This window comes from Pseudarthrobacter sp. SSS035 (genome assembly GCF_023273875.1).
GTDB lineage: Bacteria > Actinomycetota > Actinomycetes > Actinomycetales > Micrococcaceae > Arthrobacter.
On sequence record NZ_CP096882.1, the window covers coordinates 1,431,398 to 1,449,484 of the forward strand.

Below are 18,087 nucleotides of genomic sequence, written 5' to 3' on the forward strand. Positions count from 1 at the left end.
TGTAAGGTGCCAGCCAGGAATAGGAGGACCATCCTCTGCTGGGAGCTTTCCGGCTACCGCACCAAAGTGGGCGGCTCCACGCCGCTTCAAGGAGTGGTTCGCATGGTGAAAGCACATGTCCAGGACCTGGCCAGCATGGGGCGGCCCGTCAGACTTTCTACCCTCGTCCACCGCGCCTGCGGCCGAGTCCTCGCGGCGTTCCGCCCGCGGTGCCCCTATCGCGTGGGCGATGCCGTGGTGGGCGACGATCCGTTCAACGGCCGGCACGAGGGGATCATCATGTCCCACCGCGGTCCAGCCGTAGAACTCGGCGCCGCGGCTGGGGTCTTCTTCTACGACCACCGCCACCTGAGGCGGCAGGACTGAGTTTTTGTCCAGATAACGCGCCCACCATGCCGGTGGGCCCCCGTTATCTGGACAAAACTCCAAGCCCGGCCCGGACGGACTGGGGCTTAGCGCGCCGACCAGCCGCCGTCCATCGCGTAGCTGGCCCCGGTGACCATGCCGGCGTGATCGGACGCCAGCCAGGCCACCAGGGAAGCAACCTCCTCCGGTTCCACCAGTCGTTTCACGGCGGACTCGGTGAGCATCACCCTGGCCAGGACCTCGGACTCGGGGATGCCGTGCACTTTGGCCTGGTCCGCAATCTGCTTTTCGACGAGCGGGGTCCGGACGTAGCCGGGGTTGATGCAGTTGGACGTGACCCCGCGCCCCCCGCCCTCCAGCGCCGTCACCTTGCTCAGCCCTTCCAGGCCGTGCTTGGCGGAAACGTACGCGCTTTTGAACGGGGAGGCCCGGATTCCGTGCACGGATGACACGTTGATGATGCGGCCGAAGCCGTTGGCGTACATGTGCGGCAGCGCGGCCCGGATCAGCAAGAACGGCGCTTCGAGCATCAGCGCGATGATCCGGCGGAAGTCCGCCGGATCGAACGCTTCGATGGGGCTGATGCTCTGGATCCCGGCGTTGTTCACCAGAATGTCGCAGTCCAGGCTCAGGGTGGCGAGCGCGTCAACGTCCAGCAGGTCAACGGCCCAGGCGGTGCCGCCCACTTCATCGGCGAGGGCGGCAGCGCCGGCGGAGTCGACGTCGGCCACCACCACTTTCGCCCCGCGGGCGGCGAGTTCCCGGACACAGGCAGCCCCGATCCCGCTGGCGCCGCCGGTCACCACGGCCTTGCGGCCGTTCAGTGTGTTTTCCATTGCAGATCTGTTTCCCATCGTGTGCGCGCTCAATTTCCCTGCGGTGAACTGCTCAGGCAGTTCAGCGTGAGGCCGCCGGGAGCAGTCCCTCGCGGGCGGCGTCGGCCTTGTCCACTTCTTCCAGCGCGATGCCCTTGGTTTCCTTAAGGCTCAGCACGGCAACCGTAGTGATCGCGCAGGCAACCACGAGGTAGATCGCCGTGGGCAGCCAGGAACCGGTGTCCTTGAGCCACTGGGTAGCAAGCAGCGGGGCCAACGAACCGGCGAAGATCGAGGTGACCTGCGAGCCCAGGGATACGCCCGAGTACCGCATCCGGGTGGGGAAGAGCTCGGCCATGATGGCAGGCTGGCCGGCATACATAAACGCGTGCAGGCACAGGCCGATGGTCACGGCCAGGACAATCACCACGGCGTTGCGGGTATCGAACATGGGGAAGGCGAAGAACGGCCAGGCCGCACCGGAGATGGACCCGATCAGGTAGACCGGCTTGCGTCCCAGTTTGTCCACGAGCCGTCCCACCTGCGGGATGACCAGGAAGTGGATGACGTGGGCGATCAGGAGTGCGAGCAGGAGCGAGGACGTGTCGTACTTGTGCACGCTCTTGAGGTAGACAATGGCGAAGCTGACCACCAGGTAGTACATGATGTTCTCCGCGAAGCGCAGCCCCATGGCCTGCAGGATGCCCTTGGGGTACTTGCGCACCACCTCGAAGACGCCGTAGCTGACGGCCTGCTCCTTCTCCACGAGGGCCTTGGCCTCCAGGAAGATGGGCGCCTCGGTGACGTGGGTGCGGATGTAGTAGCCAACGAAGACGATCACGGCGGAAAGCCAGAACGCCACGCGCCAGCCCCAGCCGAGGAATGCCTCCGGACTAAGGGCGGTAGACATGATAAACAGCACCAGCGTTGCCAGCAGGTTGCCCACCGGCACTGCGGCCTGCGGCCAGCTGGACCAGAATCCGCGCGCGTTGTTGGGGCTGTGTTCGGCAACCAACAGCACCGCGCCGCCCCATTCACCGCCGAGCGCGAAGCCCTGGATGAACCGCAGGGCAACAAGCAAGGTGGGGGCCAGGTAGCCAATTTCGGCAAAGCCCGGGAGGCAGCCCATGAGGAACGTGGCCACACCGACGATCACGATGGTCAGCTGCAGCGTGGGTTTGCGGCCCAGCTTGTCACCGATCTGGCCGAAGACGATTCCGCCGAGCGGGCGGGCAACAAAGCCCACCGCGTAGGTGATGAACGCCTGGATGATGCCGTCCAGCTCGTTGCCGGTGGCGGGGAAGAAGTACTTCCCGAAGACCAGGGTGGCGGCGGTGGCGTAGAGGAAGAATTCGTACCATTCCACCACCGTGCCCACCATCGACGCGGCCACAATCTTTTTAAGCCCGGATCCCTTGGGTGCGGATCCGGCGGCATTGTCTGCCGAGCGCTGCTCTACGCTCATGAGTTTCTCCTTAGTGTCCACTTTGACACGCGCTGTGATCCACAGCACTAATGGCTCCACTGAGTATTACTGCACAAACATGCGCCTTCAATGCCCAATCCAGCACCAGCTGTGTGCACAATTGCAGATATGAAGGCGAATCCCGATGACCTCCTGGTCCTGCTCGCTGTATCCCGCTCCGCCAAATTTACGACGGCGGCGCAAGTGTTGGGGCTGAACCACACCACCGTTTCGCGTCGGATAGCCGCCCTGGAGAAGGCGCTGGGCGGCCGCGTCCTGGCGCGGGCGGCCGGCGGCTGGGAACTGACAGAGCTAGGCACGGAGGCCGTCCGGGTCGCCGAACAGGTGGAGGCAGCGGTGAGTGCGCTGGGACCGGCAGGCCAGGCACCGGACCCGATTACCGGCGTCGTGCGCATGACGGCGACCGACGGCTTCAGCGCCTACATCGCCGCGCCCGCCGTGGCACGGCTGCGCCGGAAACACCCGGGACTGAGCGTGGAAGTGGTGACGATGACCCGCCGGGCGCTGCAGCAGCGTTCCGGGCTGGACATCGAGGTAGTGGTGGGCGAACCGCAGGTCCACCGGGCCGAAGCCGTCCAGCTGGGCGAGTACATGCTGGGGATGTACGCCTCGCGTGCCTACCTTGCCGAGAACGGGACGCCGGCGAGCGTTGCTGAGCTGACGGAGCACCCGCTGGTGTACTTTGTGGATTCGATGCTGCAGGTGGACGACCTGGACGCGCCCCGGCGGCTGGTGCCGGCCATGCGCGAAGGGCTGACGTCCACTAACGTGTTTGTCCATGTGGAGGCCACCCGCGCCGGCGCCGGCATCGGATTCCTGCCGTGCTTCATGGGCAATCTGCACAGCGACCTGGTCCGGCTGCTCCCCGACGACTTCGCCGAATTGCTCCCTTACTGGATGGTGCTGCGACCCGATTCGATGCGCCGCCCTGCAGTGGCCGCCGTGGTGCAGGCATTGCGCGACCAGACGGCGGCGCACCGGGACGCCCTGCTGGGCAGGGGCTAACGCTCAATCGATGGCGCTGCCGGGTCGTGACGGACCGGGGAGTTCGCGGCGAAGGCCCGCACCTGGGCGTCGTTCCAGATGTGGGCCGGGACGGCACCGCCCAAAAGCCGGCGGGCAAGCTGCGGGTCCCCGTCCAGCGGGGTGTCGCTGCCGGCCATCACCATGTTGCCGTAGCGGCGGCCCTTCAGCATGGAGGGGTCGGCGATGATGACGGTGTGTGCGAACGCGGCCGCGATGGTGGCAGCGTCCTCCCGCGCATTCTTCAGATCCGGGGCGTCGCCTGAGTTCACTACATAGATGCCGCCCGGCGACAGGACCCGCTTGATGTGGTCATTGAACTCGGCGGTGGTGAGCGGCCGCGGGGTGAGTGAACCGGCAAACACGTCACGGATGATGAAGTCGCGGCTGTCCGGCGTGAGCGTCTCGGTGACCTCGCGGGCCTCCCCCACGCGCAGCCGCAGCAGTGGCGCCTTGGGCAGATCGAACCAGCCGCGGACGTACCCGGCCAGCTTGCCATCGAGCTCCACCACCACCTGCCGGGCGTCCGGATAGGCGGTGTGGAAGTACCGGGCCAGGGAACAGGCGCCGCCGCCCAGATGCAGTCCGCGCAGCTTCTCGGCTCCGCCCGCGGTGGGCGCGGCAGCCTTGGTGCCGCCCTTTCCGGACTTCGGCGGCCAGCGTGACTCAATCAGCGCCGCCATCCAGCGCATGTACTCAAAATCGAGGAACAACGGATCGGCGAGGTCGATGTGGGAGCTCATGACGCCGTTGATCTTCAGGAGCCAACCGTTGGAGTTGTCCTGGTCCGCAATGAGCTCGCAGTCGCCGGTATCAACGTAGTAGACACCCTCAACCGGGCCCTCGGGACGGGTCCCCTTGGGCACCTCGATGACACCCGCCGTCGAACGCTGGCTGTTCCGCCCGCCTGACTTGCCGCGCTTAGCCATTACCCGTATGCCGCTTCAGTCATGGATCAACCATAATTGACCGCCCCGCGTCAGCAGTCCGGCGCGGTCGCGGTCCAGACCGATCCGGGCGCCGAACCTGGCTAGGTTGCGAGCGGCCTGTCCCGATCTGTCCTTTCCCGATCCCGCCGAAGTTCCTCCGCCCGGGTGGCGTCAGAGCGGGTGGCGTCGGTTCGCTCGTCGCCTTCCGGATTCACGTCGGCGTCCCGCCGAAGTTCCTCCGCCCGGGTGGCGTCGGTGCGGGTGGCGTCGTCCGGATGCACGTTGGCGTCCGTGCGTGTGGCGTCGGCACGCGCGTCCCCGTCCTGATTCATGTCCGGGTCCAGCGCGTTGGCCTTCTGCGTGCGCTCGGCGACGTCCTCCCGGAGGGACCTCGCGCTGTCGGCCGTCTGCTCAGCCTCCTGCTTCAGCCGCGCCGCGTCCACCTGCGCCTGTTCCGCGTCTGCGCGGGCGCGGCTGGCCCGGGCTTCGTTCTCCCGCGCGTCGAGTTCGATGTCCCCGGCTTTCCGACGCATTTCGGCTGCCTTTTCGCGGTGCGATTCGTCCCGCTTCAGCTCCATGGCCCGACGGCGACGCCCCGTCACCAGCCACAGCACAATCAGGACCACCACGACGACGGCAACAATCACCCAAATCCACGATGTTGTGTCCAAAGCTGCCCACCTCTTTCCACTTCGTTGTGACGGGGTCCCTGCGATGCAAGGCCGGCAGGCGATACAGACCTCCTGCAATCCAGTTGGCCGCGGTACCCGACCCCTAATAGTAACCATGCTTAGCATCTTGCGGCCAGTGTGGGACCAGCCGGGACAGGCAGTGCCACACGGGACTAGGCAGGGCCTGCCACTTGGAGGAAAATCAATACCAGCAGATTCTTTCAGGCTTCCCGGCTCCTCCGCGTCCCGGGTATCAGACGGGGTCGGCGGCGAGGTGGCCTCTTCTGAGACCGAGGCCAGTCCCCCCAGTCGTCGTCGGCCCCCTTGCTCTGCTCGCAGGTACACAGCCGACCGGCACTCAGCGGACGCGTGCCAAGGCGAACCCGTCCCAGCCTTTGGACCCGACCGTCTGGATCACGGTGGCATCGAGCTGCGGATGTTGGCCCAGCAGTTCCAGGGCGCTGATGATCCCGGGGGCATTGACCTGGTCAATGGAAGGATCCAGCACCGCGCCCTCCCAGACGGCGTTGTCCAGGACCACCACGGTTCCCGGCCTGCCCAGGCGCACGGCCCACTCAAGGTACGCGGCGTCGTTTTCCTTGTCCGCATCGATGAACACAAAATCGAACGGCTCCTGGCCCTCCGACTGCAGCGCGGCCAGGGTGTCCAGGGCAGCGCCCACGCGGATCTCCACCTTGTCCCCCAAGCCGGCCGCCTCCACATTCGCCCTGGCGATGTCCGCATGCTTGGCGAGGTATTCGCACGTCACCAGCCGGCCGCCGTCGGGCAGTCCCTGCGCCATCCAGATGGTGCTGAACCCTGCGAGCGTGCCGATCTCCAGCACCCGGCGGGCGCCGGACAGCTGGACCAGGAGCTTGAGCAGCTTGCCGGCGTTGGGCGTCACTTCGATGGGCGGCATGCCCGCGTCGACGGCGGAGCGCACGGCCTGTACAAGCGCGGTGTCTGGGTGCACCACGGTGGTTGTGAGAAAGTCTTCCACTGCCACCCACCCCGGCTGGGTCTTGTGCTCAAACATGGCCACAGTCTGGCACGCCGGCACGCGACGGTCTAGGAACCGTCGACGAGTGCCCCTTCGAGGCGGTCCACCTTGGCGCTGAGCTCGCCCTTATAACCGGGCCGGATGTCTGCCTTGATGACCAGTGAGACACGGCTGCCAAATTTGCCCACGGCTTCGGTGGCGCGCTTTACGACGTCGAACACCTCGTCCCATTCGCCCTCGATGGTGGTGAACATTGAGTCCGTCTGGTTGGGCAGGCCCGACTCCCGGACGATCCGCACGGCGGCCGCAACGGCGTCGTGCACTGATGCGTCGGTGGGACGCGATCCCCCTGCGGGCGTACCGGACGGGGCGACTGAAAATGCAAGCAACATAGGGCAAGTCTGCCATGTGGCCCAACCCGAAACGGGTCTGGTGAAGCCGGCGCAGCGTCACATACGTTGCTACCCTCCGGTAACCATGAGGGCTGCCTGCGGCATTGCTAACCTGAACGAATGAGCATTGCTGTCGTCCGCAAGCCACTACGCGCAGACGCTGCCCGGAATGTGGACAAGATCATCCTGGCCGCGCGCCAGTGCTTCCGCGAGCATGGGCCCGAGGTTCCCCTCCAGATCATCGCACTGACGGCAGGCGTTGGCCCGGCCACCCTGTTCCGGAACTTCGCCGACAAGGAGGAGCTGGTCCTGGCCGCCCTCAACCGGCAGCTCCGGGAGTCGGTGGACCCTGTGATGGCGGACGCGTTGGCGGACATCGACGCAACCGCGGGACTGCTGCGCGTCCTCGAGGCCATCATGGCCGCGGCCAGTGCCGACGCCAACCTGCTGGGCGCCGTTGCGGGCCGCCGCGAACTCCTCACCGGCATCACCGGCTCGCTGATGGATTCCATGAGTGTCCTGCTGGGCCGCGGCCAGGGTCAAGGCACCCTGCGTTCGGATATTTCCATGACTGACATGTTCCGCCTGCTCGCCATGCTGATCGGTGTCGTGGACACCATGGAGCCAGGTTCCGACGCCTGGCGCCGCCCGCTGGCACTGATCGAGGACGCCATCCGCACTGAACGGCCCCACCGTCCGTTGCCCGCGCATGTGCCGCTGCCCGCCCCGCAGCTGCAGGGTCCACAGTTCACCTGACACTTGTGCCCTCCCGCCGGACCACCACCACGGGCGCCCCATTGTTGGTGTCCAAACGTTGGATTAGACTCAGGTAGGGTTACGCAGCCAGCCTCTGAATCTTCTGAGGGAGCATGAGTGAAACACCTCCAGCGCAGCCAGTCCAACGCCATCGTCCGCCGATGAACCAGACCCACTTGTCCCAGGTTATCCACGACCCCCGCGGCCCGGAAGTGGTCCTTCCTTCCCTCGCAGCGGAGGACCTGGCCAATCTGCTGGACGCCCTCTACCAAAACCTCGACACTCCCACCCCGGTATTCGGTGCGCAGGCGTGGTACGAGCTGGCCGTCGAGGAAAGCGCCCGCCGGACCGGGTCGCCAGAGGATGAGCAAACCGCCTGACCGGCCTACGGCCCGGACCACGAGGGTGGCGGTGCCGGGCTGACGGTGAGCCCAATCAGCTGACGTCGCCCCCGGGGTTCCTTTGTTGAGGTTTGGTTTCTTCGGGCGTGTTCTCCTGCGGCCCGGCGCTGCCTTTCCCTTCCGCCGTGGGAGGCTCCTGGCCGTGCTTGTGAGGCTCATGATCGTAGTGATGGGGCACGTGCTCCTTGGCCTCCAACAGGTGCTGCTGCAGCTTCTCCTCGGCATCGCGGCGGCGCCGGGAAGTATCCCGCAGTTCCCGCGTCGATTCGGAGACAGTGGTGTCATAGACCGGCCGTGGCTTCGGGTCCGAAGCCTGGGGGTTGTCGGTTCCGCTATCCGGATCCGGGGTGTTGGGCTCTGGCTGTTCGTTCATCTTCTGTGACTCCTTTAGGCCGTAGCGACAGCCTCACGCAGATACACCGGCCGGCCATCAATCGTCCGGTTCCGTTTCCCGGTTTCGGAGTTCGGCCCGTACCGCCGCGTGCAGGGCGGCGATGTTTGCTTCCTGGCTGACGTCCAGCGCCAGTCTCATCCGCTCGGACAGTACGTCCAGGTCCTCCGGCGGCAGGTCTGCCAGGGACCGGAACCGGGTAAAGAAGCGCTTGACCGGAAGCCCGGCGCGCCAACCGTCACGTGCTGGACGGCGGGTTTTGCCGGGTCTCGCACCGGCTGGGTGCAGCCTTATTTCCATGGTCAGCGCTCTCATGAGAGTCCACGGCCAACTGCATAGCCAGGCCCATGCTATAACGCATATGAGCCGCACCACCAGTGTTCCGGCGTCGGTTTCACCAGATCGGCGGTCAGTTCCATCCGATGAGCCGCAGCAGGGCTGCGGCACCGGCTCCCACCACCACCACCAGCAGGAAGGGCGCCCGGAAAGCCAACGCGACGGCGGCGGCGGCCAGGGCTCCCAGCCGCGCGTCGGCGGCCAGCGTCTGGCCGGACGCCACAGTATTGACAATGGTCAGGGATGCCAGAAGTCCGATGGTCATGGTGCCGGCGATACGCGACATCCGGGGGTCCTTCAGCAGCTTCGCCGGGACGAAATAGCCCACCAGCTTCCACGCGTAGGCAAGGACGCACGCCAGCAACAACCAGATCCAGAGATTCATGCGCCCGCCTGCCCCGTCTGCCCGTGGCCGTCCCCCTTGCCGTCCCCGTGGCTGTCCCTCTGATTGTCCAGGTGCGCGTCCCGGTTTTTGCCCCGGCGCCCATGGTGCTCGTCGTAGGGATCCACATCCGGCTCCAGGCCTTCGTCACTGCGTCCGTGGCTGAACCAGCCGATCAGCGCAGCCACCACGGCGGCGATCAGGATGGGCACGCCTGCGGGAACGAACGGCACGGCTACAACCGTGGCGAGTGCGCACACCACGGCAATCGCCGCCGGTTCCCGCCCCTTGAGCCGCGGCCACAGCAGGGCCAGGAATGCGGCCACTGCCGCACCGTCCAGGCCCCACTGTTTGGGATCACCCAATCCGCTCCCGGCGAGGGCCCCCACGGCGGTGAACAGGTTCCAGAGAATGTAGATGCCAATCCCGGCCGTCCAAAAACCACGGCGTTGCTCGTCGGGGTCGGTCTGCCCGCTGCTGGTGGCGGTCGACTCGTCAATGGTGACTTGTGCGGCAACATACTTCCGCCAGCCCGTCGGATGCAGGAGCGCATTGAGCTGCATGCCGTAGATGCCGTTCCGCATGCCCAGCAACGTGGCTGCGCTCATGGCGGCAATTCCGGAGCCTCCGCCGGCCACCACACCGATGAACGCGAACTGGGAACCGCCGCTGAAAAGCAGCAGGCTGAGCGCCATGGTCTGCCAGAAATCAAGTCCTGAGGTGACGGACAGCGCGCCGAAAGACACTCCGTAGAGGCCGGTGGCGATGCTGATCGAGATTCCCACGCGCACGGCGGGCGAGGCGAGCAGCTTCACCGCCGTCGTCCCGGGTTCCGCAGGCTCCAAGCCCACAGGATGAGCGGCAGCTGAAGCGGAAACCGGACGGTATGGACCTTGCGCTGCATCGGGGACCCGGCGGAGCCATAGGCGCGGCGAAGTGCGTCCACGTGGCCGGCCAGGAATACCGTGAACATTCCAGTCACGGCGGTGGCGGTTGCCCGCCGTGTCACCGGGATCAGGAGGCCGACGGCGGCACCCGCCTCCAGCAGTCCGCTCACCGCAATCCATTCCTCCCGTGACATCACTGCCAGGGGCCGCCTACCGCCGTCGGGCGCTGGCACTTCGCGCCCCTCCCGCAACTCGCCGCCGGCACCTCGAGTCTCGCGGCACAGATAATCCGGGACCACCTGTTCGAAGAACCGTGGCTCGCGGAAGTGCTTCATGGCGCTGGTCATCAGCAGCGCGCTCATGGCCGCCGCGGAGACTGTTTGGGTGGCCCGGGCGGACCAGCGAAAAGGCATGGGTCCACTCAATCACAGCGCCGCCCCGGGGGCTAAACAGCAGCGGCTAAACAGCAGCGGCTGAACAGCAGCGGCTCAGGACGGCAGCTGGACCTGTTGCCCGCTCGATTGCAGCTGCGCCAGCACCCTGGCTGGTTTGTTCGTGGTGATCTCGTGGATTCCCAGCCCTTGGCAGAGCGCCACATCCCGCTCCGAATCAACGGTCCATACGCGGAAGCGGCGGCCGGACTCCAGCCAGCGCTGCACGGTCCGGGCGTGCTCGCGGACGTACATGATTCCGGGCCCCGCGAGTCCCACGTCGCACTCGTCGAGGATGCGTTCGCCTTCCAGCTGCGCCGCCTTCATCAGGTTGGCGATGGCGCCGCCAGCCAGGGGGCCGAGGCTCAGTTCGTCGCGGAGTTCGTCGACGTCGATGTCGTCCACCAGTTGGCAGAGGAATTCGGCCGGCACACTCCGGAGCAGGTGCTTTACGGAATCCGGGCTGAAGCTCATGAACGTCACCTGGATGTTGTCCACCGAGGAAGTTCCGGCGTCCCAGCCTTCGCCCCGGAGCACGTCCAGCACACGGTCTTCCAGTTTCAGCTGGTAAGGACTGGGGTGCTTGAGCTCGATTGCCAGGCCGATCGGCCGGCCAGCGCCACGCAGGATGTCCAGGAGTTGAGGGAGCGTGAGGAGCTGCTCTGACTTTGCGCCGTATTCCTCCGGGATCCGGGCGCCTTTCCAGGACGAAAAGTCCAGCAGCCGCAACTCCGCCAGTGTTCGGTCAGCAACAGGTCCGGTTCCGTCCGAGGTCCGGTCCAGGTTGGCGTCATGGAGCAGCACGGCGTGCTGGTCCCGGGTCAAGTGGACGTCGCACTCCACCCCGTCCGCGCCGTCGGCAATGGCCTGAAGGTAAGCGGCGCGCGTGTGTTCGGCAAATGCCGCGCTGGCGCCCCGGTGGGCAAAAACCAGTGGCCGTTCCGGCTCAGACTCCTCGAATGTCATGAGGACACGCTAGCGGACGCCGCCAGGCGGCTCGGCGCTAGGCTGGGCACATGCAGGTGAACTCTGAGCCAACTACCCTCCCGGACCCGTCCCGGCCCGCAGGCCCCGCGCCGCGGTCGCCCAAGGCGAGGGCCGCCGTCGTCGGTCATCAACTCAGCGCCGGGGACGCTGAAAAGGCGGCAGCGCTGCGGAAAATGAAGCTTGTGGCGCTGGGACTCCTCATTGCCATGGCCATCGTTTTTGTGTTCGCATTCGCGCTGCAGAAGGAGTATCCGTGGCTGCAGTACGTCCGGGCCGCGGCTGAGGGCGGCATGGTGGGCGCGCTGGCCGACTGGTTCGCCGTCACCGCGCTGTTCAAGTACCCCATGGGCATCAAGATCCCGCACACCGCCATTATCCCGCGCCGCAAGGACCAGATCGGGGCGTCGCTGGGCGAGTTTGTGGAGACCAACTTCCTGTCCGAGCAGGTGGTCCAGGAGAAGCTCGCTTCGGTGGACGTGGCGCGGAAGGCCGGCCAATGGCTCGCCGGTCCGGGTGGCGCCGAGCGCGTGGCGAAGGAGGGTGCCGCCGTCATCCGCGGTGCGTTCAAGGTGTTGAACGACGACGACGTCCAGGCGGTCATCGAGGGAATGGTGCGTAAGCACCTGCTGGCTCCGCCGTGGGGACCGCCAGTGGGCAGGATGGCGGAACGGATTTTTGCCGATGGGCACCACCACAAGCTCGTGGACCTGCTGGTTGACCGCGCAGCGGACTGGGTGGACGACAATCACGAAACCGTCAGCCGGCTAGTCTCGGACCGGTCCCCCACCTGGGTTCCGCAGTTTGTGGACGGGCTGGTGGGCGACAAGGTTTACGTGGAGATCCTCAAGTTCACGCGCGCCGTCCAGTCCGATCCGAACCACCAGGTCCGGCAGCAGATCGACAAGTACCTGAACGACCTCGCGCAGGACCTTCAGCATGATCCCGCGATGATCGCCCGGGCCGAGGACATCAAGGCACAGGTTCTGGGAGACCCCGAGGTCCGCGAGCTGGCCTCCCGCACCTGGGGAACCGTGAAGAGCGCCCTGCTGTCTGCGGTGGACGATCCGGACAGTGAACTGACGGTTCGGTTCAAGGCGGCGGTGCGCGATTTCGGCTCACGCCTGGTGAACGACGCCGAACTGGCCGGCAAGGTCAATGCCTGGATCGGCGACGCCGCCGGTTACCTGGTGCGGACCTACCGCTCCGACATCGCCGGCGTGATCACCGATACCGTGGCCCGCTGGGATGCCGAGGAAACGTCGCAGAAGATCGAACTCCAGGTGGGCAAAGACCTGCAGTTCATCCGGATCAACGGCACCGTGGTGGGCTCACTGGCCGGGCTGGTCATCTTCAGCGCGGCGCACCTGGTCTTCGGTTAGCCGCGCCTTCCACCGGCGCGAGGGGACACTTGGGGCCCTCGACTCCGGGGGCCTCAAGTGTCCGTTCGCGCCGTTTTGACCTGACGGCTACGCGAAGGACTCCAGCTGCACGCCGGCACCTTCGAGCCCGGCGCGAACACCGGCGGCCATTTCCACGGCTCCGGGGGTGTCGCCGTGGATGCACAGGGAGTCGGGCCGGACCTGAACCACCGTTCCGTCCACGGCCACAACTTCGCCCTTCGTCGCGAGGCGCACTGCGCGCTCAACGATCGAGTCGACGTCGTGGAGGACAGCACCAGCCTGGGAGCGCGGCACCAAAGTCCCGTCCGCCTGGTATGCGCGGTCCACAAAGGCCTCAACAAACACCGGGTGGCCGGCTTCCTTGGCCTGGATCAGCAGCTGTGAGCCCGGCAGGCCGAGGATCGGCAGGCCGGGGTCGTAGGCCTGGATGGCGGCAACCACGGCGGACGCCTGCTCGGCGTCGTGGACCAGGCGGTTGTACAGGGCGCCATGGGGTTTGACGTAGTCAACGGAGGCCCCGACGGCGTGCGCCACGCCGTCGAGCGCGCCCAGCTGGTAGAGGACGTCACCGAACAGCTCATCGAAGGACATGTCCAGGGACCGGCGGCCGAAGCCGGCCAGGTCCCGGTACCCCACGTGCGCACCAACGGTGACGTCGAGCTCGAAGGCGGCGCGGCAGCTGTCCAGCATGGTGACGGGATCCCCCGCGTGGAAGCCGCAGGCCACGTTCGCGCTGGTCACCAGCCGGAACATGGCGGCGTCGTCCCCCATGTTCCATGAGCCGAACGATTCGCCGAGGTCAGCGTTAAGATCCAAGGTTGTTGCCTTCCAGAGTAAGTTTTTCCGGTTCCGCCGCCACGGCCCTGAGCTCCCCCGGGATGGTGTCCGGCATGGGGCCAAAGGCTTCCTTGGCGTTCGCCACCACGGCGCGGCCCATAATGAGGTTACCGGCACCGCCCACCACCGCGCCGATGCCGAACGGAAGCGCCCGGCCAAGCAGGGCCGTGCCTTGGCGTTTGAGCAGGTTCTTGAGGAAGGCCCTCTGGATCTTGTTCCGAATGGCACCGAAGCCCGATGGCATGGACTTGGTCAGCACGTTGCCCCACGCCTGGGTGGCGCTCGCTCCCTTGCCCATGGCCTGGCCGCTCAGCGTTCCCAGCAGTGACGTCCCCTCCTCGCCCAGCATGATGGCCATGACCATGGTGCTGGCCTTTTCCGGGTTGGTCAGCCGGATGCCATGAAGTTCCGCCAGCGAGGTGGCATAAAGTGCCGTGGCCTCAAGGAAGCCAACGGTAGCCACGGCGGAGAGGCCCAGGGAGGCCACGGTTCCGACGCCGGGCACAACGGCAGTTGCCCCGACGATCGCACCGCCGCCGGTCACCGCCCGCAGGTAGTCGCGTTCCAGGATCTCCGCGAGCCTGGCGGCGCTGGCGCGCGGGTGCTTGCGTTGCAGCCGCCGGACGTAGGCGAGCACCAGCGGCCGCTGGATTTCGACTGCCCGGAGGAGCATGTTGTGGACTCCGGGTTTCGGCTTGCCGTCGGCGTCGAACACCGCGTTGTGGGCGGTCTCCTGTGCGATACGTACTGCGGGATTGCTGCGCTTGGCCATGGTCACCTCTGCTTCGGTACTGCTTGTGTCCGCCGGCAGTTTTGGCTGCGGCCCTCCCTTAACACTAAGGGTGCTTAAGAATAAGCGGTCCCGGCGCCCACCGGACCACGTCGTTGAGTTCCGCCAAAAACCGGCCCAGCCTAGACTTGCCCTATGCCCACACTCCAAGCCCTGCGGCCCTTTGCGCACCGCGAGTACCGGGTCCTCATAGCGGCGCTGGCCATCTCCATTTTCGGATCCGGAATGTGGGCTGTCGCCATGGTCTACCAGGTGATCCACCTCGGCGGCGGCCCGCTGGAGCTGTCCCTGGTGGCCACTGCCGGCAGCATCGGCCTGGTGGCCTTCGTCCTCGCGGGCGGGATCGCCGCTGACCGCGTGCCGCAGCGGCTCCTGATCATTGCCGTTGAAGGTGCCAACCTCGCCGTTATCGCGGCGATCAGCGGGCTGGCCATGGCCGGGTGGCTGCAGCTGTGGCATCTCGCCGTGGGCAGCTTTGTGCTGGGCGTGGGCGCCGCGTTCTTCTTCCCTGCCTACTCCGCGATCCTGCCGCGCATCCTGCCGCCCGAGGACCTGCTGGCCGCGAACGGCATGGAGGGGACCATGCGGCCCATCCTCCAGCAGGCGGCCGGACCCGCCGTGGCGGGCGTGGTGGTGGCGGCGCTCTCGCCGTCGCACGCCGTGACCGGAGTGGCCACCTGCCACCTGCTGGCGTTCATCGTCCTGAACTTCCTGGGGCGCCATGCCCTGGACGCGCCCCACAACGGGGCCGACGGCGGGAGCGCGAGGGCCGGGGCGGGGGCGCACGCCGGGGCAGACGCAGACGCCGGGGCAACGGGCGCCGCAAAAACGTCCTTCTTCCACGACCTCCGCGAGGGCATCAGCTACACCATCCGCACACCGTGGCTGCTGTGGACCTTGCTGTGGGCCGGCGTATCGGTGCTGTTCCTGATCGGTCCCATCGAAGTGCTGATGCCGTTTGTGGTCCGCGACCAGCTCGGCGGTGACTCGAGCATGTTCGGCTTCCTGCTGGCCGTGATGGGCGTGGGCGGGGCCGTCGGCTCCCTGGTGACCGCATCCCTGAAACTGCCGCGCCGCTACCTCACGGTCATGATGGTGTCCTGGGGTGCGGGCAGCCTGCCGCTGGCCGCCGTCGGCATTCTGGACAGCTTCTGGACCGTGGCCGCCGCAATGTTCGTCTGGGGCGCCACCGGCAGCGTGGGCATGGTCTTCCCCATCTGGGCAATTTTCCTGGCCGCCGGCGTCGTCTGCCCGGTCCTGGCGGTGGTCGCCATGATCGCCGCCAGGATGCCCGCCGACGAACTGGCCCACCCGCTGGACAGGCCAGTTGTGGTGGAACGCACGACGGCGGCAGGAGACTGACGCACCCCGTCACCTGAGGCTCGCAATCACGTCAGGCGCGCAATCACGTCAGGCGCGGAACCCCACAATGGGGAGGCTCGCCGTCGGGGGCCCGCTGGGGAAGACAGTGCGTTCCGGAACCTCAAAGGGATCCAGGGCAACCCGGACCGCTACTTCACCAATGCTGTGCACTTGACCGCGGACATCCACGTCGAGCGGTCCGCCGCTGCGGACGCTGAGCGTGAGTGCCCCGGCGTCAAGCTCCACCAGCAGGAGCCGGCCCTGGATCTTCAGGTGGAAGGACAGCGCCTCCCACTCTGCCGGAAGCCGCGGATCGAAGAACGGCAGGTGGCCCTGGTCCCTAAGCCCGGCAAAACCGGAGACCAGCGAGCTCCAGACTCCCCCGGCGGAGGCGATGTGCACGCCGTCGATCGTGTTGCCATGGGTGTCGTCCAGGTCGATGAAAACGGCGTTCGTGAAGTGCTCCAGGGCGGCCTCAGCGTGCCCCACCTCGGCAGCCATGATCCCCTGCACGCAGGCGGACAGGGTGGAATCGCCGGTGGTGATGGGGTCGTAAAAATCGAACGCGCGGCGCTTCTCCTCGGCGGAGAAATCCTGCCACTGCAGGAACATGGCCAGCACTGTGTCTGCCTGCTTCAGCACCTGGTGCCGGTAGATCACAAGCGGGTGGAAGTTCAGCAGCAGCGGGTACTTCGACCTGGGAGTGGTCCAGTCCCACGGCTCCAGGGTCATGAAGTCGTTGTCCTGCGAGTAGACCTGCAGGTCTTCGTCGAAGGGCAGGTGGATGCGGGCCGCGGCCTGCTCCCACAGCTCGCGTTCGGCGTCGTCGATCTCCGGGTGGTCCAGCGCCGCAGCCGCGCGCAAGTTAAAGCGGGCCATCACGTTGGTATAGAGGTTGTCGTTGACAACCGCCGTGTACTCGTCAGGGCCGGTAACGCCGTGGATGTGGAAGGCCCCGTCCTTGCCGAAGAAGCCCAAGGCGGCCCACATGCGGGCGGTTTCGATCAGGAGTTCGGCACCCATACCCTCGCGGAAGGTTTCGTCGCCGCTGGCCCACAGGTAGCGGTTGGTGGCGAAGGCGATAGCCGCAGCGATGTGGAACTGCGCCGTGCCGGCGGCGTAATAGGCGCTGGCTTCAAGTCCGTTGATGGTGCGCCACGGGAACAGTGCGCCCTCCACGCTGAGCTCCTTGGCCCGGATCTTGGCGGCCGGCAGCATGTCGTGCCGGAACTCCAGGACCTGGCGGGCGCCGCCGGGGTTCGTGTAGGTGAGGTAGGGCAGGAGGTAGACCTCCTGGTCCCAGAAATAGTGCCCCTCATAGCCTGAGCCCGTGACGCCCTTCGCGGGGATGCCGGCGATGTCGGCCCGCGCGGTGGCCTGGGCCAGCTGGAACAGGTTCCAACGGATGGCCTGCTGGAGCTCGGGCTGGCCGCCCACCTCTATGTCCGAGGTGTCCCAGTACGCGCGGTAATGCTCGCGGCTCTCGGTGAAGATGTCCTCCACAGACCGGAGCCCGGCTTCGGCGGCCTCCGCCGCGTCCCGATCCGAGTCCTGGACGCCGCGGCCGGCGGCATAGCTGACGCCCTTTTCGAGCCGGAACGGCTCGTCGGCGCGGACGGCAAGGACGTACCGGACGCTACTGTCGTCTTCGCCTGCCACGGTCTCAAAGGGCTGGTGGCCGGCGGAAGTCCAGTGGTCCACGGCGATTCCCACGCGCTGCCCGGATTCCGCCGCTTCCCAGGAGAGACGGAGCGAGCCGTCGCCGCCGTCGGTCCTTACCGGGAGGAGCACCCGGCCTGCGTGCCGGCCTGCCCGGCGCGGGTCATGCGCCGAGTGGTCCTCCACAGGCTGGTCCTGGCGGTTGATGACGGAGGACGTCACATCGGCGGAAACCTCGCGGTCCGAAGCTACTTCGAGCGAGATGCCCAGGCTGCCGCGCGAGGCGAAGCCCACGGCGCGGCGTTCTGTGGTGGTCACCGTGGCGCCGGACCGGCACAGCCAGGTGATCCGGCATTCGTAGATGCCGGTGGCGAAGTCGACGGAGCGGCGGTAGTCCAGCACGGCTGATTCGGCGAGGGTGAGGCTCTCGCCGTCGATGATCACCGTGAAGTTGTTCGCATCAGGAATGTAGATGATCCGCTGTCCGGTCCGGGCGAAACCGAACGCGTTCTCCGCATGCTTGATGTCCCAGATCTCATGGAGGCCGTTGATGAAGCTGCCCGGAAGGTCTGCGTCCGAGGCCGCCCAGTGCGCACCGCGGATGCCCAGATGGCCGTTGCCCAGGGCAAATAGCGTCTCAAGGGTGCCCGCGCTGCCCGGCTGGTGGCGTGTTTCCACAAGCTGCCAGGGGGTGTTGGGGAACCGTTCACGGTCCGCGGTGATAAGAGCCATGGTGTTGGGGTCCTTTGGCGTTGTGCGTTGCGGGGAGGTGCTTCGTGCCTGAGG

The 18,087-nt window shown here is 66.6% G+C and carries 21 protein-coding genes; 6 read left to right on the forward strand and 15 right to left on the reverse strand.

Going from position 1 to position 18,087, the window contains the following annotated elements:
- Positions 1-102 precede the first annotated feature (102 nt).
- Positions 103-366 (forward strand): hypothetical protein, encoded by a 264-nt coding sequence (locus tag MUN23_RS06480; RefSeq protein ID WP_248763064.1) that lies wholly within the window; start codon positions 103-105, stop codon positions 364-366.
- 86 nt (positions 367-452) lie between these two features.
- Here the strand turns inward: MUN23_RS06480 and MUN23_RS06485 are convergent, their stop codons facing one another.
- Together MUN23_RS06485 and MUN23_RS06490 are read right to left on the reverse strand one after the other, a co-directional pair.
- Positions 453-1,202: a 3-hydroxybutyrate dehydrogenase gene (locus MUN23_RS06485; protein WP_248763065.1), complete on the reverse strand. Its 750-nt coding sequence runs from the start codon at positions 1,200-1,202 to the stop codon at positions 453-455.
- Positions 1,203-1,263: 61 nt separating this feature from the next.
- On the reverse strand, positions 1,264-2,646 hold the full coding sequence (locus MUN23_RS06490; RefSeq protein WP_248763066.1) for an MFS transporter: 1,383 nt from the start codon (positions 2,644-2,646) through the stop codon (positions 1,264-1,266).
- Between the two features lie 129 nt (positions 2,647-2,775).
- Here MUN23_RS06490 and MUN23_RS06495 point away from each other — a divergent pair, with 129 nt between their 5' ends.
- Positions 2,776-3,672 (forward strand): LysR family transcriptional regulator, encoded by an 897-nt coding sequence (locus MUN23_RS06495; RefSeq protein WP_248763067.1) that lies wholly within the window; start codon positions 2,776-2,778, stop codon positions 3,670-3,672.
- Here MUN23_RS06495 and MUN23_RS06500 read toward each other — a convergent pair.
- The 4 genes from MUN23_RS06500 to MUN23_RS06515 form a co-directional block, all read right to left on the reverse strand.
- Positions 3,669-4,619: a spermidine synthase gene (locus MUN23_RS06500; RefSeq protein ID WP_248763068.1), complete on the reverse strand. Its 951-nt coding sequence runs from the start codon at positions 4,617-4,619 to the stop codon at positions 3,669-3,671. The two genes, MUN23_RS06495 and MUN23_RS06500, sit on opposite strands and share 4 nt — an antisense overlap.
- A 101-nt stretch (positions 4,620-4,720) precedes the next feature.
- A complete protein-coding gene (locus MUN23_RS06505) occupies positions 4,721-5,290 on the reverse strand; it encodes a hypothetical protein (protein WP_248763069.1) in 570 nt (189 codons plus the stop codon).
- Between the two features lie 358 nt (positions 5,291-5,648).
- Positions 5,649-6,326 (reverse strand): O-methyltransferase, encoded by a 678-nt coding sequence (locus tag MUN23_RS06510; RefSeq protein ID WP_248763070.1) that lies wholly within the window; start codon positions 6,324-6,326, stop codon positions 5,649-5,651.
- A 32-nt stretch (positions 6,327-6,358) separates the two neighbouring features.
- Positions 6,359-6,682 carry a thiamine-binding protein gene (locus tag MUN23_RS06515; protein ID WP_248763071.1) on the reverse strand — a complete coding sequence of 108 codons (324 nt, stop codon included), beginning with the start codon at positions 6,680-6,682 and terminating at the stop codon, positions 6,359-6,361.
- Positions 6,683-6,802: 120 nt separating this feature from the next.
- Here MUN23_RS06515 and MUN23_RS06520 point away from each other — a divergent pair, with 120 nt between their 5' ends.
- Both MUN23_RS06520 and MUN23_RS06525 read left to right on the forward strand, forming a co-directional pair.
- Positions 6,803-7,438: a TetR/AcrR family transcriptional regulator gene (locus MUN23_RS06520; RefSeq protein WP_248763072.1), complete on the forward strand. Its 636-nt coding sequence runs from the start codon at positions 6,803-6,805 to the stop codon at positions 7,436-7,438.
- Between the two features lie 161 nt (positions 7,439-7,599).
- A complete protein-coding gene (locus tag MUN23_RS06525; protein WP_248763073.1) occupies positions 7,600-7,818 on the forward strand; it encodes a hypothetical protein in 219 nt (72 codons plus the stop codon).
- Between the two features lie 55 nt (positions 7,819-7,873).
- Here the strand turns inward: MUN23_RS06525 and MUN23_RS06530 are convergent, their stop codons facing one another.
- The 6 genes from MUN23_RS06530 to MUN23_RS06555 form a co-directional block, all read right to left on the reverse strand.
- Complete coding sequence (locus MUN23_RS06530) at positions 7,874-8,212, reverse strand: hypothetical protein (RefSeq protein WP_248763074.1); 339 nt, start codon at positions 8,210-8,212, stop codon at positions 7,874-7,876.
- Between the two features lie 57 nt (positions 8,213-8,269).
- Positions 8,270-8,545, reverse strand: a complete 276-nt coding sequence (locus tag MUN23_RS06535; protein ID WP_240484350.1) for a hypothetical protein — start codon at positions 8,543-8,545, stop codon at positions 8,270-8,272.
- A 94-nt stretch (positions 8,546-8,639) separates the two neighbouring features.
- Complete coding sequence (locus tag MUN23_RS06540) at positions 8,640-8,951, reverse strand: AzlD domain-containing protein (protein WP_104062968.1); 312 nt, start codon at positions 8,949-8,951, stop codon at positions 8,640-8,642.
- Positions 8,948-9,763 carry an AzlC family ABC transporter permease gene (locus MUN23_RS06545; RefSeq protein WP_248764015.1) on the reverse strand — a complete coding sequence of 272 codons (816 nt, stop codon included), beginning with the start codon at positions 9,761-9,763 and terminating at the stop codon, positions 8,948-8,950. Before MUN23_RS06545 ends, MUN23_RS06540 begins: the two co-directional genes overlap by 4 nt.
- Positions 9,760-10,248, reverse strand: coding sequence for a hypothetical protein (locus MUN23_RS06550; RefSeq protein ID WP_248763075.1), 489 nt, complete (start codon positions 10,246-10,248; stop codon positions 9,760-9,762). The genes MUN23_RS06545 and MUN23_RS06550 overlap by 4 nt, the downstream gene beginning before the upstream one ends.
- A gap of 75 nt (positions 10,249-10,323) precedes the next feature.
- On the reverse strand, positions 10,324-11,232 hold the full coding sequence (locus MUN23_RS06555; protein WP_248763076.1) for a glycerophosphodiester phosphodiesterase family protein: 909 nt from the start codon (positions 11,230-11,232) through the stop codon (positions 10,324-10,326).
- Positions 11,233-11,282: 50 nt separating this feature from the next.
- Between MUN23_RS06555 and MUN23_RS06560 the strand changes: the two genes are divergently transcribed.
- Complete coding sequence (locus tag MUN23_RS06560; RefSeq protein WP_248763077.1) at positions 11,283-12,632, forward strand: DUF445 domain-containing protein; 1,350 nt, start codon at positions 11,283-11,285, stop codon at positions 12,630-12,632.
- A gap of 87 nt (positions 12,633-12,719) precedes the next feature.
- Here the strand turns inward: MUN23_RS06560 and MUN23_RS06565 are convergent, their stop codons facing one another.
- The gene (locus MUN23_RS06565; protein WP_248763078.1) at positions 12,720-13,469 is read right to left on the reverse strand and encodes a LamB/YcsF family protein; all 750 of its coding nucleotides are present in this window, start codon (positions 13,467-13,469) and stop codon (positions 12,720-12,722) included.
- Positions 13,459-14,262, reverse strand: coding sequence for a hypothetical protein (locus MUN23_RS06570; RefSeq protein ID WP_248763079.1), 804 nt, complete (start codon positions 14,260-14,262; stop codon positions 13,459-13,461). The genes MUN23_RS06565 and MUN23_RS06570 overlap by 11 nt, the downstream gene beginning before the upstream one ends.
- A gap of 153 nt (positions 14,263-14,415) precedes the next feature.
- Here MUN23_RS06570 and MUN23_RS06575 point away from each other — a divergent pair, with 153 nt between their 5' ends.
- A complete protein-coding gene (locus MUN23_RS06575) occupies positions 14,416-15,642 on the forward strand; it encodes an MFS transporter (protein WP_248763080.1) in 1,227 nt (408 codons plus the stop codon).
- A 48-nt stretch (positions 15,643-15,690) separates the two neighbouring features.
- On the opposite strand, the gene MUN23_RS06580 is transcribed toward MUN23_RS06575, so the two are convergent.
- Entirely contained in the window at positions 15,691-18,033 is a 2,343-nt protein-coding gene (locus tag MUN23_RS06580) for a glycoside hydrolase family 65 protein (RefSeq protein WP_248763081.1), read from the reverse strand.
- Between the last annotated feature and the right edge of the window lie 54 nt (positions 18,034-18,087).